The organism is Streptomyces sp. NPDC051822 (assembly GCF_044452745.1).
GTDB lineage: Bacteria > Actinomycetota > Actinomycetes > Streptomycetales > Streptomycetaceae > Streptomyces.
This window is the reverse complement of sequence record NZ_JBITBZ010000003.1, coordinates 774341-792501: the sequence shown is the minus strand read 5'-3', so window position 1 is coordinate 792501 and position 18161 is coordinate 774341. Positions and strand designations below refer to the sequence as shown.

17 protein-coding genes are annotated in these 18161 nt (G+C 72.2%); 7 read left to right on the top strand and 10 right to left on the bottom strand.

The genetic code is table 11. From position 1 onward, the window contains the following. Window positions 1-66 precede the first annotated feature (66 nt). Window positions 67-1317 carry an extracellular solute-binding protein gene (locus tag ACIA8N_RS14075; RefSeq protein ID WP_365780984.1) on the bottom strand — a complete coding sequence of 417 codons (1251 nt, stop codon included), beginning with the start codon at window positions 1315-1317 and terminating at the stop codon, window positions 67-69. 240 nt (window positions 1318-1557) lie between these two features. Here ACIA8N_RS14075 and ACIA8N_RS14070 point away from each other — a divergent pair, with 240 nt between their 5' ends. Further along, window positions 1558-1776 carry a dodecin gene (locus ACIA8N_RS14070; RefSeq protein ID WP_030215071.1) on the top strand — a complete coding sequence of 73 codons (219 nt, stop codon included), beginning with the start codon at window positions 1558-1560 and terminating at the stop codon, window positions 1774-1776. A gap of 19 nt (window positions 1777-1795) precedes the next feature. Here ACIA8N_RS14070 and ACIA8N_RS14065 read toward each other — a convergent pair whose 3' ends face one another. The 3 genes from ACIA8N_RS14065 to ACIA8N_RS14055 all read right to left on the bottom strand — a co-directional run bounded on the left by ACIA8N_RS14065 (window position 1796) and on the right by ACIA8N_RS14055 (window position 3203). Further along, complete coding sequence (locus ACIA8N_RS14065; RefSeq protein ID WP_365780985.1) at window positions 1796-2182, bottom strand: hypothetical protein; 387 nt, start codon at window positions 2180-2182, stop codon at window positions 1796-1798. After that, on the bottom strand, window positions 2179-2598 hold the full coding sequence (locus tag ACIA8N_RS14060) for a helix-turn-helix transcriptional regulator (RefSeq protein WP_365780986.1): 420 nt from the start codon (window positions 2596-2598) through the stop codon (window positions 2179-2181). Before ACIA8N_RS14060 ends, ACIA8N_RS14065 begins: the two co-directional genes overlap by 4 nt. Window positions 2599-2663: 65 nt before the next feature. After that, the gene (locus ACIA8N_RS14055; protein WP_399416347.1) at window positions 2664-3203 is read right to left on the bottom strand and encodes a cupin domain-containing protein; all 540 of its coding nucleotides are present in this window, start codon (window positions 3201-3203) and stop codon (window positions 2664-2666) included. Here ACIA8N_RS14055 and ACIA8N_RS14050 point away from each other — a divergent pair. Then, complete coding sequence (locus tag ACIA8N_RS14050) at window positions 3202-5559, top strand: excinuclease ABC subunit UvrA (protein WP_365780988.1); 2358 nt, start codon at window positions 3202-3204, stop codon at window positions 5557-5559. The genes ACIA8N_RS14055 and ACIA8N_RS14050 overlap by 2 nt on opposite strands. Window positions 5560-5584: 25 nt before the next feature. Here ACIA8N_RS14050 and ACIA8N_RS14045 read toward each other — a convergent pair whose 3' ends face one another. From ACIA8N_RS14045 to ACIA8N_RS14035, 3 genes are read right to left on the bottom strand one after another with little or no spacing between them, the layout of a single operon-like run. Beyond that, window positions 5585-6331 (bottom strand): succinate dehydrogenase/fumarate reductase iron-sulfur subunit, encoded by a 747-nt coding sequence (locus ACIA8N_RS14045; protein ID WP_030215091.1) that lies wholly within the window; start codon window positions 6329-6331, stop codon window positions 5585-5587. Continuing rightward, complete coding sequence (locus ACIA8N_RS14040; protein WP_365780989.1) at window positions 6328-8268, bottom strand: fumarate reductase/succinate dehydrogenase flavoprotein subunit; 1941 nt, start codon at window positions 8266-8268, stop codon at window positions 6328-6330. The genes ACIA8N_RS14045 and ACIA8N_RS14040 overlap by 4 nt, the downstream gene beginning before the upstream one ends. Continuing rightward, the gene (locus ACIA8N_RS14035) at window positions 8269-8994 is read right to left on the bottom strand and encodes a succinate dehydrogenase (RefSeq protein WP_399416344.1); all 726 of its coding nucleotides are present in this window, start codon (window positions 8992-8994) and stop codon (window positions 8269-8271) included. Between the two features lie 96 nt (window positions 8995-9090). On the opposite strand from ACIA8N_RS14035, the gene ACIA8N_RS14030 reads away from it, so the two are divergent. Further along, complete coding sequence (locus ACIA8N_RS14030; RefSeq protein ID WP_365780990.1) at window positions 9091-10011, top strand: LysR substrate-binding domain-containing protein; 921 nt, start codon at window positions 9091-9093, stop codon at window positions 10009-10011. A gap of 77 nt (window positions 10012-10088) precedes the next feature. Next, entirely contained in the window at window positions 10089-12266 is a 2178-nt protein-coding gene (locus ACIA8N_RS14025) for a hypothetical protein (protein ID WP_365780991.1), read from the top strand. A 206-nt stretch (window positions 12267-12472) separates the two neighbouring features. Here ACIA8N_RS14025 and ACIA8N_RS14020 read toward each other — a convergent pair whose 3' ends face one another. From ACIA8N_RS14020 to ACIA8N_RS14010, 3 genes are all read right to left on the bottom strand, one after another. After that, the gene (locus ACIA8N_RS14020; protein WP_365780992.1) at window positions 12473-14638 is read right to left on the bottom strand and encodes an EAL domain-containing protein; all 2166 of its coding nucleotides are present in this window, start codon (window positions 14636-14638) and stop codon (window positions 12473-12475) included. Then, window positions 14635-15447, bottom strand: a complete 813-nt coding sequence (locus tag ACIA8N_RS14015; RefSeq protein ID WP_365780993.1) for an SAM-dependent methyltransferase — start codon at window positions 15445-15447, stop codon at window positions 14635-14637. The genes ACIA8N_RS14020 and ACIA8N_RS14015 overlap by 4 nt, the downstream gene beginning before the upstream one ends. 641 nt (window positions 15448-16088) lie before the next feature. Next, window positions 16089-16211 carry a hypothetical protein gene (locus tag ACIA8N_RS14010; RefSeq protein WP_365780995.1) on the bottom strand — a complete coding sequence of 41 codons (123 nt, stop codon included), beginning with the start codon at window positions 16209-16211 and terminating at the stop codon, window positions 16089-16091. 211 nt (window positions 16212-16422) lie between these two features. On the opposite strand from ACIA8N_RS14010, the gene ACIA8N_RS14005 reads away from it, so the two are divergent. The 3 genes from ACIA8N_RS14005 (at window position 16423) to ACIA8N_RS13995 (ending at window position 18091) form a co-directional block, all read left to right on the top strand. Further along, a complete protein-coding gene (locus ACIA8N_RS14005; protein ID WP_365780996.1) occupies window positions 16423-16584 on the top strand; it encodes a hypothetical protein in 162 nt (53 codons plus the stop codon). 17 nt (window positions 16585-16601) lie between these two features. Further along, complete coding sequence (locus tag ACIA8N_RS14000; protein ID WP_365780997.1) at window positions 16602-17366, top strand: hypothetical protein; 765 nt, start codon at window positions 16602-16604, stop codon at window positions 17364-17366. A 167-nt stretch (window positions 17367-17533) separates the two neighbouring features. Next, on the top strand, window positions 17534-18091 hold the full coding sequence (locus tag ACIA8N_RS13995; protein WP_365780998.1) for a hypothetical protein: 558 nt from the start codon (window positions 17534-17536) through the stop codon (window positions 18089-18091). The last annotated feature ends 70 nt before the right edge of the window (window positions 18092-18161 follow it).

Below are 18161 nucleotides of genomic sequence, written 5' to 3'. Positions count from 1 at the left end.
TTCTTCCGTCACCGGCTGGATTCGACATGACCGTCCGGGGGATCGCGGGTGTGGAGGCGCTGAATGCTATTCGGCGAGGGTGTCCGTGATGGCGGCCGAGGCCTCCCGGGCGGCCTTCACCGGGTCCTCGCCCTGGAGGACGGCCGTCATGTAGGGCTTGATCGGGTTGTCGGCCTCGACGTCCGCCCACTGCGGGGAGTTGGGGGTGGCCCGGCCGCGCGCGGCGCCCTTCGCCATGACGGCGATGGCCTCCTCGCCGGCGACGACGGAGGCGAGCGCCTTCTTGTTGGGCACGTAGCCCATGGTCCTCGCCAGCTCGGTCTGCCACTTCTCGCCGGCCAGCGCCTTGACGACGTCGAGGGCCGCCCCGCGCTGGGGCGCGTTCTCCGGGATGATGAGGTCGGAGCCGCCGGTGAACACGGCGCACGGCTGGTCCGCCTTGGCGCCGGGTATCGGGAAGTAGCCCAGCTTGTCCTTCAGCCCGGGGTTGGCCTTGAGGATGGCGGCGACGGCGCTGGGCGCGGCGATGAGCTGGGCCACGTCCCCCTTGGCGAAGACGTCGGCCTGCGGCGGGTTCTGCTCGTCGGCGTCCTTCGGGCCCGAGCCGAGGGACTGGAGGCTCTTGTAGAAGGCCATGCCGCGCTGGGCGGCCGCGCTGTCGAGCGCGCCGGTCCACACCCCGCCCTTGCCGGTGGCGAGTTCGCCGCCCTCGTCCCAGATGAAGCCGGCGAGGGTGTACCAGTCCTGTCCGGCGAGGTAGATGCCCTGGGAGCCGCTGGTGTTGAGCTTCTCGGTGTCGGCGAGCCACTCGGCGCGGGTGGCCGGCGGCTTGTCGATCCCGGCGTCCGCGAACAGGTCCTTGTTGTAGATGACGATGCGGTTCGCCGCGTACCAGGGGATGCCGTACTGGGATCCGCCGATGCTGCCGGGCTCGGCGAGGCCGGGCAGCCAGTCCTCGCTGCCGAGGTCGCGGACCGACTCCAGGGTGAGGTCGTAGAGCTTCTCGGTGTCGGCGTACTGGGCGACCTGGGTGTTGCCGACCTCGATGACGTCGGGTCCGCCGGAGCCCTGGATCGCCTCGGTGACCTTCTTGCCGATGCCGGTCCACTCCTGGACGGTGACCTGGAGTTCGACGCCGTCGTGCTCCTGCTCGTACGCCTCGGTGAAGCGGGTGAGGAAGTCCTCGCTGACGCTGTCCCGCATGAGCCAGATGTTGACGGTCTTCGTCCCGCCGTCGCCGCCCGGCAGCATCCCGCAACCGGCGAGGGCGAGCGCGGTGGCGGCTGCCAGGGGACAGACGAGATGGCGGTTCTTCACGTGGGTCACCTTCTGCGGGTGCAGCACGGGGTCGTGCGCATGGGGGCTGACCCGGCATGGGGGGACCGAACGGGCTGTTCGCGCGGGTATGTGGCCTGGATTCTGGTCTGGACCAACCGGATGGTCAAGTCCTTGACGATCCCGCCCCCACCCCGCACGCCCGACAGGGCGCCGTCGTGTCGCGCGGCGACCGGCCCTGGGGCACCGTGGAGAAAACGCACGGAGAGGAGCCCCGCCCCCATGTCGAACCACACCTACCGCGTCACCGAGATCGTCGGCACGTCCACCGAGGGCGTCGACGAGGCCATCCGCAACGGCATCGACCGCGCCTCACAGACGCTGAGGGGCCTCGACTGGTTCGAGGTGACGCAGGTCCGCGGTCATATCGTCGACGGCTCGATCGAGCACTACCAGGTCGGGCTGAAGGTCGGGTTCCGCCTGGAGGACGAGACGGCCTGAGCGGCGGCCCCGGGCGGGATCAGGTCCTGCCCTCCTTCTCCTGGGCGTCCCTCAGCGTCTGGGACGGGGTCGCCCACAGGGCGCGTACGACACGGAACCCGGCCGCCTCCGCCGCGTCGCAGACCAGCAGGTCGTCGTCGACGAGCATCCTGACCGTGCGGTCGGCGCCGAGCCGGCGCAGGATCTCCACCTTGGTCACCCGGGCGGGCCTGAAGTCGCGGTTGCGGCGCATGTGCACCGGCCCTTCCGGGAGCCGGTGCGCGGCCAGCCAGTCCAGGGTGTCCCGGCGGCAGCGCTCCGGCCGCCCGGTGAGGTAGACGATGTCCAGGAAGTGCTGACGGTGAGCGGTCGCGGCGAGCGTGTTGTCCAGGTCGAAGACGGCCAGAGGCCTGTTGTCGGCGGTCACGCCCCCAGCCTAGGAGCCGCACGGCGTGGGTGGCGCGGTAGGTCCCGGCACGTCTCGGGGCCGTGGTGACCTCCGGTCGGCGCTGCGGCTCTCGCGTGACGTTGCGTCAGGCGGTCCGGCCCGTGGCACGCACGGCCGCCGCCCGGTGTTGCGTGGGGGTGACGCCGCGGTGGCGCTTGAAGGCGACGCTGGGGGCGAACCGTGTCGGAGTAGCCCACCTCGTGGGCGACGGAGCCGACCGTGTCGTCGGTGTCACGGAGCAGGTCGGCCGCCAGGGCGACGCGCCACGTGGCCAGCTGGGTCATGGGCGGCTCACCGACGTGGCGGGCGGAGTCGCGGGCCAGACTTGACCTGGAGGCTCCCACCTGGGCGGCGAGGGACGCCACGGTCCATGGATGCGCCGGGTCGTCGTGCATCAGCCGGAGGGCCCTCGCGACGGCGGCTCGGCGACCAGGGCGCGGAGCGTACGGTCGTTGTCGGCCTACGGTACGACGAGGATGTCCGGCGGCGCGTCCAGGAGGCGGTCGCCGATGCCGGTCCGGCCCTCGTAGGCGCCGCTGATCAGCAGGGCTGAACCCGTCTCGTCGAGACCGCACGTCCGCGGGTCGAGGGCCGGCTCGCCGGCCACGACCGCGCGCGCGGTCCGGGCGCAGTAGTCCGCGCTGGTGATGACGCGCTCGGGCGGCGAGGCGCGGTCCTCGGCGACGGTGTACGGGGCGGGGCCGCGCAGGACGGCGATGTCACCGGAGCCGAGTTCTGTCGACTCGCCGTCGGCGGGGGTGATCCAGACCCGTCCGTTCAGCGCGGCGACCAGCGTCAGGTGGGCGCCGCTCGCGAAGCGCAGGGACCATTGCGGGCTCATGACCGTCCGGGGGAGCCGCGGCCGCCGGCGCCTGGCGCGACTGACGTGAGGGACGTGAGGGACGTGAGGTGCGGGCGGTGACGCCACCGTCCGCACGATGAGGCCCCCCCCACGGCCGCGACCGGAACAGAAGGGGACCAACGGGTAGCATCGCCGCATGCCCGACAGCCCCCATGATTCGTACGTCCGTGTCCGTGGTGCCCGTGAGCACAATCTCGCCGGGGTCGACGTCGACATCCCCCGTGACGCGCTCGTCGTCTTCACCGGGGTCTCCGGTTCCGGCAAGTCGTCCCTGGCCTTCGGGACGATCTACGCGGAGGCGCAGCGGCGCTACTTCGAGTCGGTGGCGCCGTACGCGCGCCGTCTGATCCACCAGGTGGGGGCGCCGGCGGTCGGCGAGATCAGCGGGCTGCCTCCGGCGGTCTCCCTCGAACAGCGCAGGTCCTCGCCGAACGCCCGCTCCTCCGTCGGGACCGTGACCACCCTCTCCAATTCCCTCCGGATGCTGTTCTCGCGGGCCGGCCGCTACCCGGAGGGCGCCGGGCGGCTCGACTCCGACGCCTTCTCGCCCAACACGGCGGCGGGGGCCTGCCCCGCGTGCCACGGCCTCGGGCGGATCCACGAGACGCGCGAGGAACTCCTCGTGCCTGACAGCGAGCTGTCGATCCGTCAGGGCGCCATCGCCGCCTGGCCGGGTGCCTGGCAGGGGAAGAACCTACGGGACGTCCTCGACACCCTCGGGTACGACGTCGACCGGCCGTGGCGCGAGCTCGACGCGAAGGACCGGGAGTGGATCCTGTTCACCGACGAACAGCCGGTCGTCACCGTCCATCCCGTACGGGACGCCGATCGCATCCAACGGCCCTACCAGGGAACGTACATGAGCGCCCGGCGGTACGTGATGCGGACCTTCTCCGACTCGAAGAGCCCGACGCTTCGCGCCAAGGCGGAACGGTTCCTCACCAGCGCCCCCTGCCCGGTCTGCGGCGGCGGCCGGCTGCGGCCCGAGGCGCTGGCGGTGACCTTCGCCGGCCGTACGATCGCCGACCTCGCCTCGCTGCCCCTCACCGTCCTGTCGGGGCTGCTCTCCGCCGGGGCCGTGTCACCGGCCGGCGGCTCGGAGACCGCTCGGGTGCTCACCGAGGACCTCGTCGCCCGGATCGCGACGGTGACCGAACTCGGCCTCGGGTACCTCAGTCTGGACCGCGCCACCCCCACCCTCTCCAACGGGGAGCTCCAGCGGCTGCGGCTCGCCACCCAGCTCCGCTCGGGGCTCTTCGGCGTGGTGTACGTCCTCGACGAGCCGTCCGCCGGCCTGCACCCGGCCGACACCGAGGCCCTGCTCGTGGTCCTCGACCGGCTGAAGGCGGCCGGGAACTCGGTCTTCGTCGTCGAGCACCACCTCGACGTCGTCCGCCACGCCGACTGGCTCGTGGACGTCGGCCCGCGCGCCGGAGTCCACGGCGGGCGGGTGCTGCACAGCGGTCCGCCGGAGGGGCTCGCGGACGTCGAGGCGTCCGCGACCCGGCGCTTCCTCTTCGACCGGGCGCCCGCGCCCGCGCGGAAGGTACGGGAGCCGGCCGGCTGGCTCAGGACCGGCCCGGTCACCCGGCACAACCTGCGGGCGGTCGACGCCGCCTTCCCCCTCGCCGTGCTGACCGCCGTCACCGGCGTCTCCGGCTCGGGCAAGTCGACACTCGTCGGCGCACTGACGGATGAACTCCCGGATGTCAGACGGATGGTGACCGTCGATCAGAAGCCCATCGGCCGTACGCCGCGCTCCAACCTCGCCACGTACACGGGTCTGTTCGACGTCGTGCGCAGACTGTTCACGGAGACGGAGGAGGCTCGGGCGCGCGGCTACAAGGCGGGCCGCTTCTCCTTCAACGTCCCGGGTGGACGCTGCGAGACCTGCCAGGGCGAGGGGTTCGTGTCGGTGGAACTGCTCTTCCTGCCGAGCACGTACGCGCCGTGCCCCGACTGCCATGGCGCCCGCTACGACCCGGAGACCCTCCAGGTGCGGCTGCGGGGCCTCACCATCGCCGAGGTCCTCGATCTGACCGTCGAGTCCGCCGCCGCGTTCTTCGACGACACCCCGGCCGCCGCCCGGAGCCTGCGCACCCTGCTCGACGTGGGTCTCGGCTATCTGCGGCTCGGGCAGCCCGCCACCGAGCTGTCCGGCGGCGAGGCGCAGCGGATCAAGCTGGCGTCCGAACTCCAGCGACCGCACCGCTCCCCCACCCTGTACGCGCTCGACGAACCGACGACCGGCCTGCACCCGGCGGACGTCGAGGTGCTGATGAGCCAGCTCCACGGTCTCGTGGACGCCGGCCACTCGGTGATCGTCGTCGAGCACGACATGGACGTCGTCGCCACCGCCGACTGGGTGATCGACCTGGGGCCGGGCGGTGGCGACGAGGGCGGCCGGGTGGTGGCGGCGGGCCCTCCGGCCGAGGTGGCGGCCTCGGCGGAGAGCCGGACGGCTCCGTACCTGGCCAGGGCGCTCGGCGGCTGATCCGGGCGCCGCCCGACCCCCGGCCCTACCCCTTCACCTTCCTCCGCGCCCGCAGCCACTCCCTGTTCATCGCCGTGATCGACGGCAGCGGGATCCCCTTGGGGCACGCGGTCGCGCACTCGCCCGTCAGGGTGCAGCCGCCGAAGCCCTCCGCGTCCATCTGGGCCACCATGTCGAGGACCCGGGTCTCGCGCTCGGGCGAGCCCTGGGGCAGGACGTTCAGGTGGTTGACCTTGGCGGAGGTGAAGAGCATCGCCGAGCCGTTCGGGCAGGCCGCCACGCACGCGCCGCAGCCGATGCACTCCGCGTGCTCGAAGGCCGAGTCGGCGTCGGCCTTCGGGACGGGGGTCGCGTGGGCCTCGGGGGCCGCGCCCGTGGGCGCGGTGATGTAGCCGCCGGCCTGGATGACCCGGTCGAAGGCGGAACGGTCGACGACGAGGTCCTTCACGACGGGGAAGGCCGCCGCGCGCCAGGGCTCGATGTCGATGGTGTCGCCGTCGCGGAACGCCCGCATGTGAAGCTGGCAGGTGGTGGTCCGCTCGGGCCCGTGCGCGTCGCCGTTGATGACGAGGCTGCACGCGCCGCAGATGCCCTCACGGCAGTCGTGGTCGAAGGCCACGGGGTCCTCGCCCCGCAGGATGAGGTCCTCGTTGAGGGTGTCGAGCATCTCCAGGAAGGACATGTCGGCGGAGATGCCGTCCACGTCGTAGGTGGACATGGCGCCGGGGGCGCCGGCGTTCCGCTGGCGCCAGACGCGCAGGGTGAGCCTCATGCGTAGCTCCGCTGGGTGGGGTGGACGTACTCGAAGGTGAGGTCCTCCTTGTGGAGGACGGGCGCGCCGCCGTCGAACTCCCACGCCGCCACGTACGCGAACTCCTCGTCGCGGCGGGCGGCTTCACCGTCCGGGGTGCGGTGTTCCTCGCGGAAGTGGCCGCCGCAGGACTCGGCGCGGTGGAGTGCGTCGAGGCACATGAGTTCGGCGAGTTCCAGGTAGTCGACGACGCGGTTGGCCTTCTCCAGGGACTGGTTGAACTCCTCGCCCGTTCCGGGGACCTTGACGCGGTTCCAGAACTCCTCGCGGATCTCGGGGATGCGCCGCAGTGCCTTCCGGAGTCCTTCCTCCGTGCGGGCCATTCCGCAGTACTCCCACATGAGGGTGCCGAGTTCGCGGTGGAAGGAGTCGGGGGTGCGGTCGCCGCCGACGGCGAGGAGCAGGTTCAGCCGGTCCTCGGTCTCGGCGAGCACCTCCCGTACGGCCGGGTGGTCGTCGGTGACGGGTTCGGCGCGGGGGTGGCGGGCGAGGTAGTCGTTGACGGTGGCGGGGAGGACGAAGTAGCCGTCGGCGAGGCCCTGCATGAGGGCGGAGGCGCCGAGCCGGTTGGCTCCGTGGTCGGAGAAGTTGGCCTCGCCGATGGCGAAGAGGCCGGGGACGGTGGTCTGGAGGTCGTAGTCGACCCAGAGTCCGCCCATCGTGTAGTGGACGGCGGGGTAGATCCGCATGGGGACCTCGTACGGGTTCTCGGCGGTGATCCGCTCGTACATGTCGAAGAGGTTGCCGTACTTCTCCTCGACTGCGGCCCGGCCCATGCGGCGGATCGCGTCGGCGAAGTCGAGGTAGACGCCCTCGCCGCCGGGGCCGACGCCGCGTCCCTCGTCGCAGACGTTCTTGGCGGCGCGGGAGGCGATGTCGCGGGGGACGAGGTTGCCGAAGGAGGGGTAGATCCGCTCCAGGTAGTAGTCGCGCTCGTCCTCGGGGATGTCGGCGGCGGGGCGGGTGTCGCCCTTGGCCCTGGGGACCCAGATGCGTCCGTCGTTGCGGAGGGACTCGCTCATCAGGGTCAGCTTGGACTGGTGGTCGCCGGTGCGCGGGATGCAGGTGGGGTGGATCTGGGTGAAGCAGGGGTTGGCGAAGTAGGCGCCGCGCCGGTGTGCCCGCCAGACGGCGGTGGCGTTGGAGTTCATGGCGTTCGTCGACAGGTAGAAGACGTTGCCGTAGCCGCCGGTGGCGAGGACCACGGCGTCCGCGTAGTGGGTGGAGATCTCGCCGGTGATCAGGTCGCGGGCGACGATGCCGCGGGCCCGGCCGTCGACGACGACGAGGTCGAGCATCTCCGTACGGGCGTGCATCTCGACGTTGCCGGCGGCGATCTGCCGGGAGAGGGCCTGGTAGGCGCCGAGGAGGAGCTGCTGTCCGGTCTGGCCGCGGGCGTAGAAGGTGCGGGAGACCTGGACGCCGCCGAAGGAGCGGGTGTCGAGGAGTCCGCCGTACTCGCGGGCGAAGGGGACGCCCTGGGCGACGCACTGGTCGATGATCTCGACGGAGATCTGGGCGAGGCGGTGGACGTTGGACTCGCGGGCGCGGAAGTCGCCGCCCTTGACGGTGTCGTAGAAGAGGCGGTGGATGGAGTCGCCGTCGTTGCGGTAGTTCTTGGCGGCGTTGATGCCGCCCTGGGCCGCGATGGAGTGGGCCCGGCGCGGGGAGTCCTGGAAGCAGAACTGGACGACCTGGTAGCCCTGTTCGGCGAGGGTGGCGCCGGCGGAGCCGCCGGCGAGGCCGGTGCCGACGACGATGATCCGGTGCTTGCGCCGGTTGGCGGGGTTGACCAGCTTCGCCTGGAAGCGGCGGTTGTCCCAGCGTTCGGCGACGGGTCCCGCGGGGGCCTTGGTGTCGGCGATCGGCTCGCCCACGCGGTGGTCGGGGAAGGTCATTCAGCTCACCACTCCGGTCATGACGGCGACGGGGACGGAGACGAAGCCCGCGGTCAGGGCGAGCGCGAGGCCGTTGGCCGCGCCCCTGAGGAGGCGTTCGCGGCGGGCGCTGCCGACGCCGAGGGTCTGGGCGGCGCTCCAGAAGCCGTGGCGGACGTGGAGGCCGACGGCGAGCATGGCGACGATGTAGATGACGTTGCCGTACCAGGTGGAGAAGGTGTCGACGACGTTCTGGTAGGGCCTGCCCTCCTCGAAGCCGCCGGGGTGGACGGTGCCGGTGGTCAGGTCGAGGATGTGCCAGACGATGAAGAGGGCGAGGATGATCCCGCCCCAGCGCATGGTGCGGGTGGCGTACGAGGAGCCCTTGCGGCGGTGGACGTACGCGGTGGGGCGGGCCTTCAGGTCGCGGCGGCTGAGCTGGTACGCGGAGACGGCGTGGGCGACGACGGCGGCGAGGAGCACGATCCGGACGAGCCACAGGGCCCATTCGTGGTGCAGGACCGGGGCGCCCATGACCCGCAGCCAGTGGCCGTAGGCGTTGAACTCCTCGGGGCCGAAGAAGACCTTGAGGTTGCCCGCGACGTGGGCGACGAGGTAGCCGAGCATGAGCAGCCCGCTGACGGCCATGACCGTCTTCTTGCCGAGGGTCGATGACAGGAATCCGCGTGACGGTGTGGGGGACGGCGGTCGGCCCGCCGTCCGGTCCCTCGTGGGTGCCAGAGCCATGCACACGACGCTAGGGCCGGAGGGCCCGAGAGGTCCAAGACATGGTCCGGCTGATCTCGATAGGTGGCTCCTATTGATGGGGCGTACGCTGGGCTCATGCAGTTCCAGCAGCTCCTCTACTTCGTCGCCGTGGCCGAGACCCGTCACTTCACCCGGGCCGCGGAGCGCGTACACGTCTCGCAGCCCTCGCTCTCCCAGCAGATCAAGGCCCTGGAACAGGAGTTGGGTGCCGAGCTGTTCAGCCGCGCCCGGGGGAACATCACGCTCACCGACGCGGGCGAGGCCCTGCTGCCGCTCGCACGCCGGATCCTCGCCGACACGGAGACGGCCCGCCTTGAGGTGCAGGAGCTGGCGCAGCTCAAGCGGGGCAGGGTACGCCTCGGGGCGACGCCGAGCCTGTGCACGGGGCTCCTGCCGGACGTGCTGCGCGCCTTCCACGACCTGCACCCGGGGATCGAGCTGCTGATCGAGGAGGGCGGCTCGCACGATCTCGTACGCGAGCTGGCACGCGGGGCCCTCGACCTGGCGCTGGTCGTGCTGCCCCTGCCGACCCCGTCACCGGCCCTGACGACGGTCGAGCTGCTCCGGGAGGACCTGGTGGTGGTCTCCTCCGCCTCGGCCCCGGCGCCGCGCCGCCCCGTCCGGATCACGGACCTGCGGGACCAGCCGCTCGTGATGTTCCGGCACGGCTACGACCTGCGGGAACTGACCGTGGCGGCCTGTCGGGCCGCGGGGTTCGAGCCCTCCTTCACGGTCGAGGGCGGCGAGCTGGACGCGGTCCTCGGTTTCGTACGGGCGGGACTCGGGCTCGCGGTCGTCCCGGCGATGGTGGCGGCGCGCGCGGGCCGCGACCTGCGGGTGACCGCCCTCGCCCGGCCGGGCCTGCGCCGCACCATCGCCCTGGCCCACCGCAGCGACGTGGCACCCCCCAGGGCGGCCCGGGAACTCCAGCGGATGCTGCTCGCCTCCCGACGGGGCCGGGGCGGTGACCAGGCCCAGGCCCAGGACCGGGGCTGAGGCGCGGGGCCGGCCGCCCGCCCCCGCGCCCCGAAATCCGCGTGCGACGGGCGACGGGCGGCTGGGAGCATGCGTCCATGGTTCACGCGCTCGAACATCTGGTCGTCCGGCACACCCGCCGCCTCCCCTCCCCCACCGGTCCGGCCGGGGAGGGGAGCGCCGCCGCGCGCAGGTTCGACGCGGCCTTGATGACCGCCGGGTTCAAGCTCTCGGCCGAGCTGATCGAGCGCCTCTCGGGGCTCACGGAGGCGACGGTCGTCGAGACCGCCGTCCGCACCCTCGCCACGGTCCGCGAGCTCGTCGGCGACCATGTGCGGCACAACGTCTACTTCGTCGACTTCCCGGCCAACGTGCCGGACACGCTCGACTTCTGGACGGCGTGCCTGGCCGAGGCTCTCGACGACGGCGACCGCCGCGCGGGGACGGTCGACCAGCTGCGCGCGGGCGTCCTCGACCTGCTGACCCTCCCGTCGTACGGCCGGTACCAGCACACGTACGAGGAGATGCTCGCCGTCCACGACGAGCTGATCGCGGCGGCCGGTGACCGGCTGACCGTACTGCACCTCGGCGCGGACGCGGACGCCGAGGTCACCGCGCTCTACCTCGCGCTGGCCGGGAGCACGACCCCGCTCGGCGAGGAGCACCTGCGTGACCTGGCCGTGCTGGCCGGGCACGGGGCCGACGGCCCCCAGCCCGCGGAGATCCCGGTCCGGGAGAACCGCGCCGTCGTCAACGCGGCCCGGCTCCGGGTGGGCGCGGCGCCGCTGTTCGACACCGCGACCGACGTCCTGCGGCTGGCCTGCGCCCTCGCGGACGGCGACGTCACGCTGCGGGAGCCCACCCGTTTCCGCGCGCTGTCCCGGCCTTACCGCCGCGCCCTGCTCGCGGGGCTCGACGCGGTCGTGGCCGCGTCGCCGGCCAAGCTGTCGGACGTGTCCGCGCACGGGGAGGCGTGGAAGCGGCTCGGGGAGCGGCTGCACCCCCACGAGTACCCGCACTGGCCGCACGCCGCCGAGGTGTTCGCGGTCGCGCGGGGGGAGCACAGGGCGCCGTCGTTCGACAGCCGGGTGGAAAAGATGCTCGTACGGGGCGATGTCGCGGGCGCGGCGGAGCTGCTGGCCTCCCATGCGCCGGGACGGCTGTTCCGTGCCCTTGACCGGCTCGTCCGCACCGCCCGGGAGGGCGAGGAGCGGGAGGCGGTCCTCGCGGCCGTCGAGCGGGCGGCGCCGGAGGTGTCGGGCCGGGTCGTCCTGTCGGTGCGCGAGCACGTCCAGAACCGCGCGGGCGGGAGCGGCGGCACGCGCAGGGTGTTCGTGAACCGGGAGGGCTCGGCCTGGGTCACGGACGACACGCGTCCGCCGCTGGAGGACGCCGACCGCCGACGGCTCATCGCGGTCCTCGATGCCGAGACCCGTCGCCGACTGCCCTCCCCCTCGCGCCTGTTGATCGACCCCGACGTCCTGGACGTGGCCCTGCCGCTGAGCGGCCGGGCGGCCTCGGCGGGGCTCGGTGTGCTGCCGCGCGGCTCCGTCTCGCCGGTCGAGGGGGAGCTCCTGCGCTTCTTCACGTACTGGCGGGAGGCGCGGATGACGACCGACCTCGATCTGTCGGCGCTGGTCCTGGACGAGGACTACGCGACCGTGACGTGGCTGTCGTACACGGCCCTGACCGACGTCGAGGGCCGGCACTCGGGTGACGTCACCGAAGCGCCGGACGGGGCTTCGGAGTTCATCGATCTGCGGCTCGGTGCGGTACGGGGCACGTTCATCGTGCCGCAGGTGTACGTCTTCTCGGGAGAGCGCTTCGACGAGGTGGCGGAGGGCTTCTTCGGCTTCATGCTGCGCGAGTCCGAGCAGGGCGGGCGGCCGTTCGAGCCGCGTACCGTGCGGATGAAGTCGGATCTGCGCGGGCCCGGCCGGGTGGCCCTGCCGCTCGCCTTCCGGCGGGACGACGAGGGCCGCTGGCACGCGCACTGGCTGCACCTGTACCTGAGGGGAGCGCCGTCGGCGAACCAGGTCGAGGGGCACCGGGTGACGATCGCGGTCGTGATGCGCGCCCTGCTCGGGCGCACACACCTGACCGTACGTCACCTCGTGGCGCTGATGGAGGAGTCGGGGGCGGAGACGACGCTGTGGGACGGCCGGACGGTACCGGGGGGACCGGTCACGTTCATCGGTCTGGAGCGGCCGGAAGGCCTCGCTCCGGGCTCGCGGGTGCTCACCCCGGAAAATCTGCGCGACCTGCTGCCCGCCTGAGTGTTACGGTCGTTCCGGGGCGAGGCCATGGAGAGGCTTCCTTCTACCCACTCCTTGAAATAGCCTCTCCGCTTTCCTCCCCCGTACCTCTTCCCGGCCTCCCCGCTCCGCGCGGGGAGGCCGGTTCTGTATGCGCGCTCTGTAGGCGCGCTCTGTGTACGCGCTCCGTACACGCGTTCTGTATGCGCGTTCTGTATGCGCGGCCCTCAGACGGCGTCCGCCAGGAGCAGCGAGTGGATGCGGTCCGGGGCTCCGGGGCGGGCGTAGTACCAGCCCTGGGCCGTGTCGCAGCCGAGCTCGCGGAGCTGGCGGGCCTGGGCGCCGGTCTCCACGCCCTCGACGGTGACGGCGAGTTCCAGGCTGTGCGCCAGGGAGACGATCCCCTCGACGATCTTGAGGTCGACCGGGTCCACCGGGTGTTGCTGCATGCCCCGGGTGAAGGAGCGGTCGAGCTTGAGGACGCTCACCGGCAGGCGGCGCAGGTTGGCCAGGTTCGAGTAGCCGGTGCCGAAGTCGTCGAGCGCGATGTCCACGCCCATCTCGGCGAGCTGCCGCAGCGGCTTGAGCAGGTCCTCGTCGGCGCCGATGAGCGCCGACTCGGTCACCTCCAGGCAGAGGGCGCCCGGTTCGAGCCCCGACCGCTCCAGGACGTCGACGGTGTCGGCGACCAGGCGCGGGTGGTGGAGCTGGGTCGGGGAGAGGTTGACGTTGATCCGCAGCGGGCCGCCGTCGGAGTGCCGGGTCTGCCAGAAGCGGGCCTGCCGTACGGCCTCCTGGAGCACCCAGCGGCCGAGCGGCACGATGAGGCCGGTGTCCTCGGCGAGCGGGATGAAGCGGTCGGGGCCGAGCACCCCGTGCTGCGGGTGGCACCACCGTACGAGCGCCTCGGCGCCGTGCACGCTGCCGTCGCCGAGGTGGACGAGCGGCTGGTACTCGATGAAGAACTCGCCACGCTCCAGGGCGGCCGGCAGGGCCGTGGTGAGTCCGTGCCGGGTGATGGCGCGGGCGTCGGCCTCCGCGTCGGCGAGTTCGAAGCGGTTTCCGCCGGCCGACTTGGCGCGGTACATGGTGATGTCGGCGCTCCGCAGCACCTCGGCGGGGGTGCGCTCGCCGGCCGGGCCCTCGACGACGCCGAGGCTGCCGCGGACCGTCAGTTCCCGGCCGTCGATGCGCAGGGGCGTGGAGAGGGCGGCGAGGATGCGGTCCGCGAGTTCGGTGACGTCCCGCTCACCGCCCGGAGCGGTGGTGAGGGCGACGAACTCGTCCCCGCCGAGCCGGGCCACCATCTCGCCGGATCCGGTCACGCAGCTCTGGAGCCGGTCGGCGACCTCGACGAGCAGTCGGTCGCCGGTGGAGTGGCCCAGGCTGTCGTTGATGACCTTGAAACCGTCGAGGTCCAGGTAGCAGAGGCCGAAGCGGGCATTGTCGCCGGGCGCGAGGGCCTTCTCCAGGCGCTCGAAGAACAGGGTCCGGTTGGGCAGGCCCGTGAGCGCGTCGTGGGTGGCCTCGTACCGCAGGCGCAGGTGGAGCAGGCGCCGTTCGGTGGTGTCCTCCATGAGGGCCAGCTGGTACTGGGGGTTGCCCTCGGCGTCCCGGAGGAGCGAGACGGTGAGGTTGGTCCACAGAACCGTTCCGTCACCGCGGTAGTACGGCTTCTCGACCCGGTAGGACTCCCGGTCGCCGCGGACCAGCTCGTCGTACAGCTTCCAGACGTGCGGGCCGTCCTCGGGGTGGACCCACTCGCTCACGTTCCGGCTGCGGACCTGGCCCTCCATCCCGCCGAACATGCGGGTGAGGGTCTCGTTGACCTCCAGGACGTTGCCGTCGAGGTCGGCGATGCCGATCCCTATGGCCGCCCCGTCGAAGACCGCCCGGAAGCGGCTCTCGGTGGCGTGCAGGGCGATCTCGGCGGCGCTGCGGGCGGAGAGCGCGGAGCGGGCGATTGCCTCCTGTTCGGCGCGGGTCCGCTCGCGCAGCGCCTGCGCGTAGCCGGTGGCCATGGCGTGCTGGAGCCGGGCGCAGCGGGCCCGGAGCTCCTCGGCCGGCAGGTCCGACGCCCCGCCGCAGTACAGCACCAGGTACGAGTCGACGACGCCGAGGCTGCGGCCGAGCGCGTCCGGGTCGGTGCAGTGGGCGGCGACGAGGGCGGCGCCGGTGCGCTGGGCCGGGGCCGTGTCGAACGGCCGGGCGTGCAGGGCGTCGTAGAGGGTGCGGGCGAGGGGCAGCAGATGCCCCTCGAACTCGGCGCGGGTCAGCGAGGTGGCGGTCACCGGGAAGATGGCTCGGCTCCAGATGGTGACGAACCGCCTGAGTCTGTCCTCCGGGCCGTCCGCTTCGGCGACCGCGCCGGACGGCTGCGTCGGGACCTTCACGCCTTGCGCCCCACCCCTGCGAAACCGGAGAAGGCGAAGGGATCCTCCTCCTCGACCGGACTGTCCGGTCGCCAGAGGGGCATCGGGACGAGGCCGGGCTCGACCAGTTCGGTGCCCTCGAAGAAGCGGGTGATCTCCTCGCCCGAACGCATCACCAGGGGGTTGCGGATCTTCCGGTAGACGCCGACGGTGCCACCCGCCTGTTCCTCGGAGAGCGGGATGCCCTCGTACGAGGCGTGGGTGAGGATGACGAGGCTGCCGGGCGCGAGCGCGGCGATCAGCTCGGCGACGGCCTCGTGCGGCCGGTCCTCGTCCTCCAGGAAGTGCAGGACGGCGACGAGGAGCAGCGCCACGGGCCGCTCCAGGTCGAGGAGTCGGGTGACCTCGGGGCTGTGCAGGATGTCGGCCGGCTTGCGGAGGTCGGCGGCGACGACCGTGGCGCCCTCGTCCCCGTCCAGGACCGCGCGGCTGTGGGCCACGGCGACCGGGTCGTGGTCGACGTAGACGACCTGGGCGGTGGGGTCGGCGGCGCGCGCGACCTCGTGCACGTTTCCGAAGGTGGGTATGCCGGAGCCGATGTCGAGGAACTGGGTGACGTCGTTGTCAACGGCGTGGCGGACGGCGCGTCGCATGAAGGCACGGTTCGCCTGCATGATCTTGGGCAGGCCAGGCATGAACTCCATGGCCTTGCGCGCCGCTTCCCTGTCCACTTCGAAATTGTGCGAGCCGCCCAGATAGAAGTCGTACATACGGGACACGCTCGGCACCGAAATGTCGATACCCGGCGGAGCCCAGGCGGGACGCTCCATCAATGTCTCCAACAAGTCGCCATGGGGGATGCGGCCATGTGTTCGCGGCCGGTGTTCGAGGTGAGGCTACTGATCACCCGCCGAGAGAGCGAGTAGAAACGGAAATTCGCGGTCCGTTCTTGGTCACACGCCATTGGCACGTGCTTCTCGGAGCGAAGGATTCACGCCTTCAGGCTGTGCATATTCACGTGCATGTGACTGTGCGTCGGCTCCACGGCCGGCAGTCGTTTCCTCCGATGTACCCCCAGGCCCGGACGGCGCCTGGTCCGTCGGCCCCGTCGGGCCCGGTCATCGGTGCAGGATCCCCTGTGCACCACTCCGTCCGACAGGGCGACAACCGGACAGAAATCTCTTCGGAGCCCGGAACGACGGGAGTCGGCCGTCTCCGCGAATCCGATCGGGGCCGGATCCCCGGAGATTGCGCCCCGCGTGCGCCCCCGGAGCGCCAAACGTCAAGCCGGTGCGTACGAAGATCCCCACCATCCGGCGAATCCCACGGGATTTCCGCCCCGGCACGGCGTGTCTGTGATCAAGCTCGACGGCGTGTCTCTGTACGGATCACTCCTCGCGCGGCCAGTGGCGGCGCTGGCGCTGGTGTGGATGCTCTCCACGCCCGTGCCCGCCGCCGCCGACTCCTGCGCCTACGCCACCACCGGCCCCGGCGGGTCGAACACCTCGGTGGCGGTCATCGGGTCGGGCGGCTGCACGCCCCGGCCGACCCCGCCGTCTCCGCCGCCCCCCTCGCCGTCGCCACCGCGTCCCACGACGCCCGCGCCACGGCCGACGCCCGAGCCGCCTCAACCGCCGTCCCCCGCTCAGCCCCCGCCTCCCGTACGAACCACCGCGCCGCCGCCTCCCCCGGTCACCACTCCGGCACCGGGCCCCGCACCGGCGTCCCCCGTACCCCCGGGCACGGAGCCGCCGGAACGCGGCCCGGCGGCGGCCCCGCCACCCCCGCCCGCACAGGCGCCCACCGTGCGACCGCGACCGCCGGCCGCCGGGCCCGTCGCGCTGCCCCACTACCGGCGCACGTCACGACCCCAGCCGGCGGGCCGGACGTCCGTCGTCACCATGACGCTGGTGATCATCGCGCCCGCGGTCCTCGCGACCGCGATCCTCCGCCCCCGCTCCAGCTGACTCCGACTGAGGAATCCATGTCTGAATGGCTTGTTCTCACCCTTGCGATGGCCGCCGCGTGTGCCGTCGTGCTCACGATCGTCGTCATCAACAACCGCCGGATCCCCGAGGACGACGACCCCAGCGAAACCCCTGACGTCATCGAGTACATGACGATGATGATCGGCGTGATCTACGCGATCGTCCTCGGCCTGGCCATCGCCGGCGTCTGGGAGGCCCGCGGTGCCGCCCAGGAGACCGTGCGGCAGGAGGCCCAGGCGATGCACGAGATCTCGGCCCGGGTCGAGGTCTACCCGCAGCAGGTCCGCGACCGCATCCGCGCCGACGTCGACGCGTATGTCAGCTACGTGGTCGACGAGGAATGGGCGTACATGGCCGAGGAGGGCGAGCTGAGCGAGGAGGGCACCGCGCTCCTCGACCGGGTCCGGCGCAGCGTCACCGACTACCAGCCGGCCAACGACTTCGAGGGCCAGGCCTACCAGCCCCTGGTGGATCAGGTGGCGGTCGCCGACGACGCACGGGGAGCCAGGGGCCAGAGCGCCGGGGCCACCATGCCGGGGGTGGTGTGGTTCGGCCTGATCATCGGGGCCCTTGTGACGGTCGGCCTGATCTTCACCCTGCAGATCCGCAGAACCGGACGGGAGTTGCTGCTCGCCGGGCTGTTCAGTGTGCTGATCGCGTTCCTGCTGTTCCTCATCTGGGACTTCGACGCGCCGTTCGGCCGGGGCATCTCGGCCACCGCCACGCCGTTCACCGACCTGTTCCCGCAGCTCACCGGGTGAGTCGGGGTGCCGGAGTGGGCCGCCCGGGGGACATGCGTGCCCCATTCGCACGTCTGGGATCGCGGTTGTGGTAGTGCGCTCCTAGCGTTGCCGGCATCGAGGTGTACGCACGGTCTTTGGCGGAAACCCCCTTCCGCGGCTGCCCCTCGGGACCCGGAGGATTCACCATGCGCGCGATACGTGCCGCAACCACTGCCCTGCTGGGGGCGGCCGCCCTCGCCCTGGCCGCCCCCGCCGCCGTCGCGGCGGACGGTGCCCCCGCACCGAACCCGCGGGCACCGCGGGCCAAGGCACCGGGCGATTTCGTCGTGTCGCCCTCGGTCGTCGCCCCTGGCGGCCGGGTGACGCTCAGCGCACCCGGCTGCGCCAGTACGGCGACGGCCTCGGCCGGCATCTTCGACACCGTGACCATCGCCCCGAACGCGGCGGCGACCGCCACCGTGGACTGGGACGCCCGGCGGGGCGCCGTGTACACGGTGTCGTTCAACTGCACCGGCGGCGTCCAGGACACCGTCGACCTGACGATCAGCGGCATCCCCACCGCCACCCCGACGATCAGCTCCACCATCCTCACTCCCCCTCGCGGGGTGCAGGGCGGTCTGGGCGGCTCGGTGGGCGGGCTCGAACCGGTCGAACTGGCCGCGGGCGCGGGCCTCGTCCTGGCCGCGACCGCCGGCGGCGTGTACGTGTTCCGACGCCGCTCCGGCGCCTCCCGCCACCATTGAGCGGGTGCCGTGGACCGGCGCCGTGGACCGGTGACGAGGACCAGTGCCGTGCACCGGTGCGCCGGTCGGT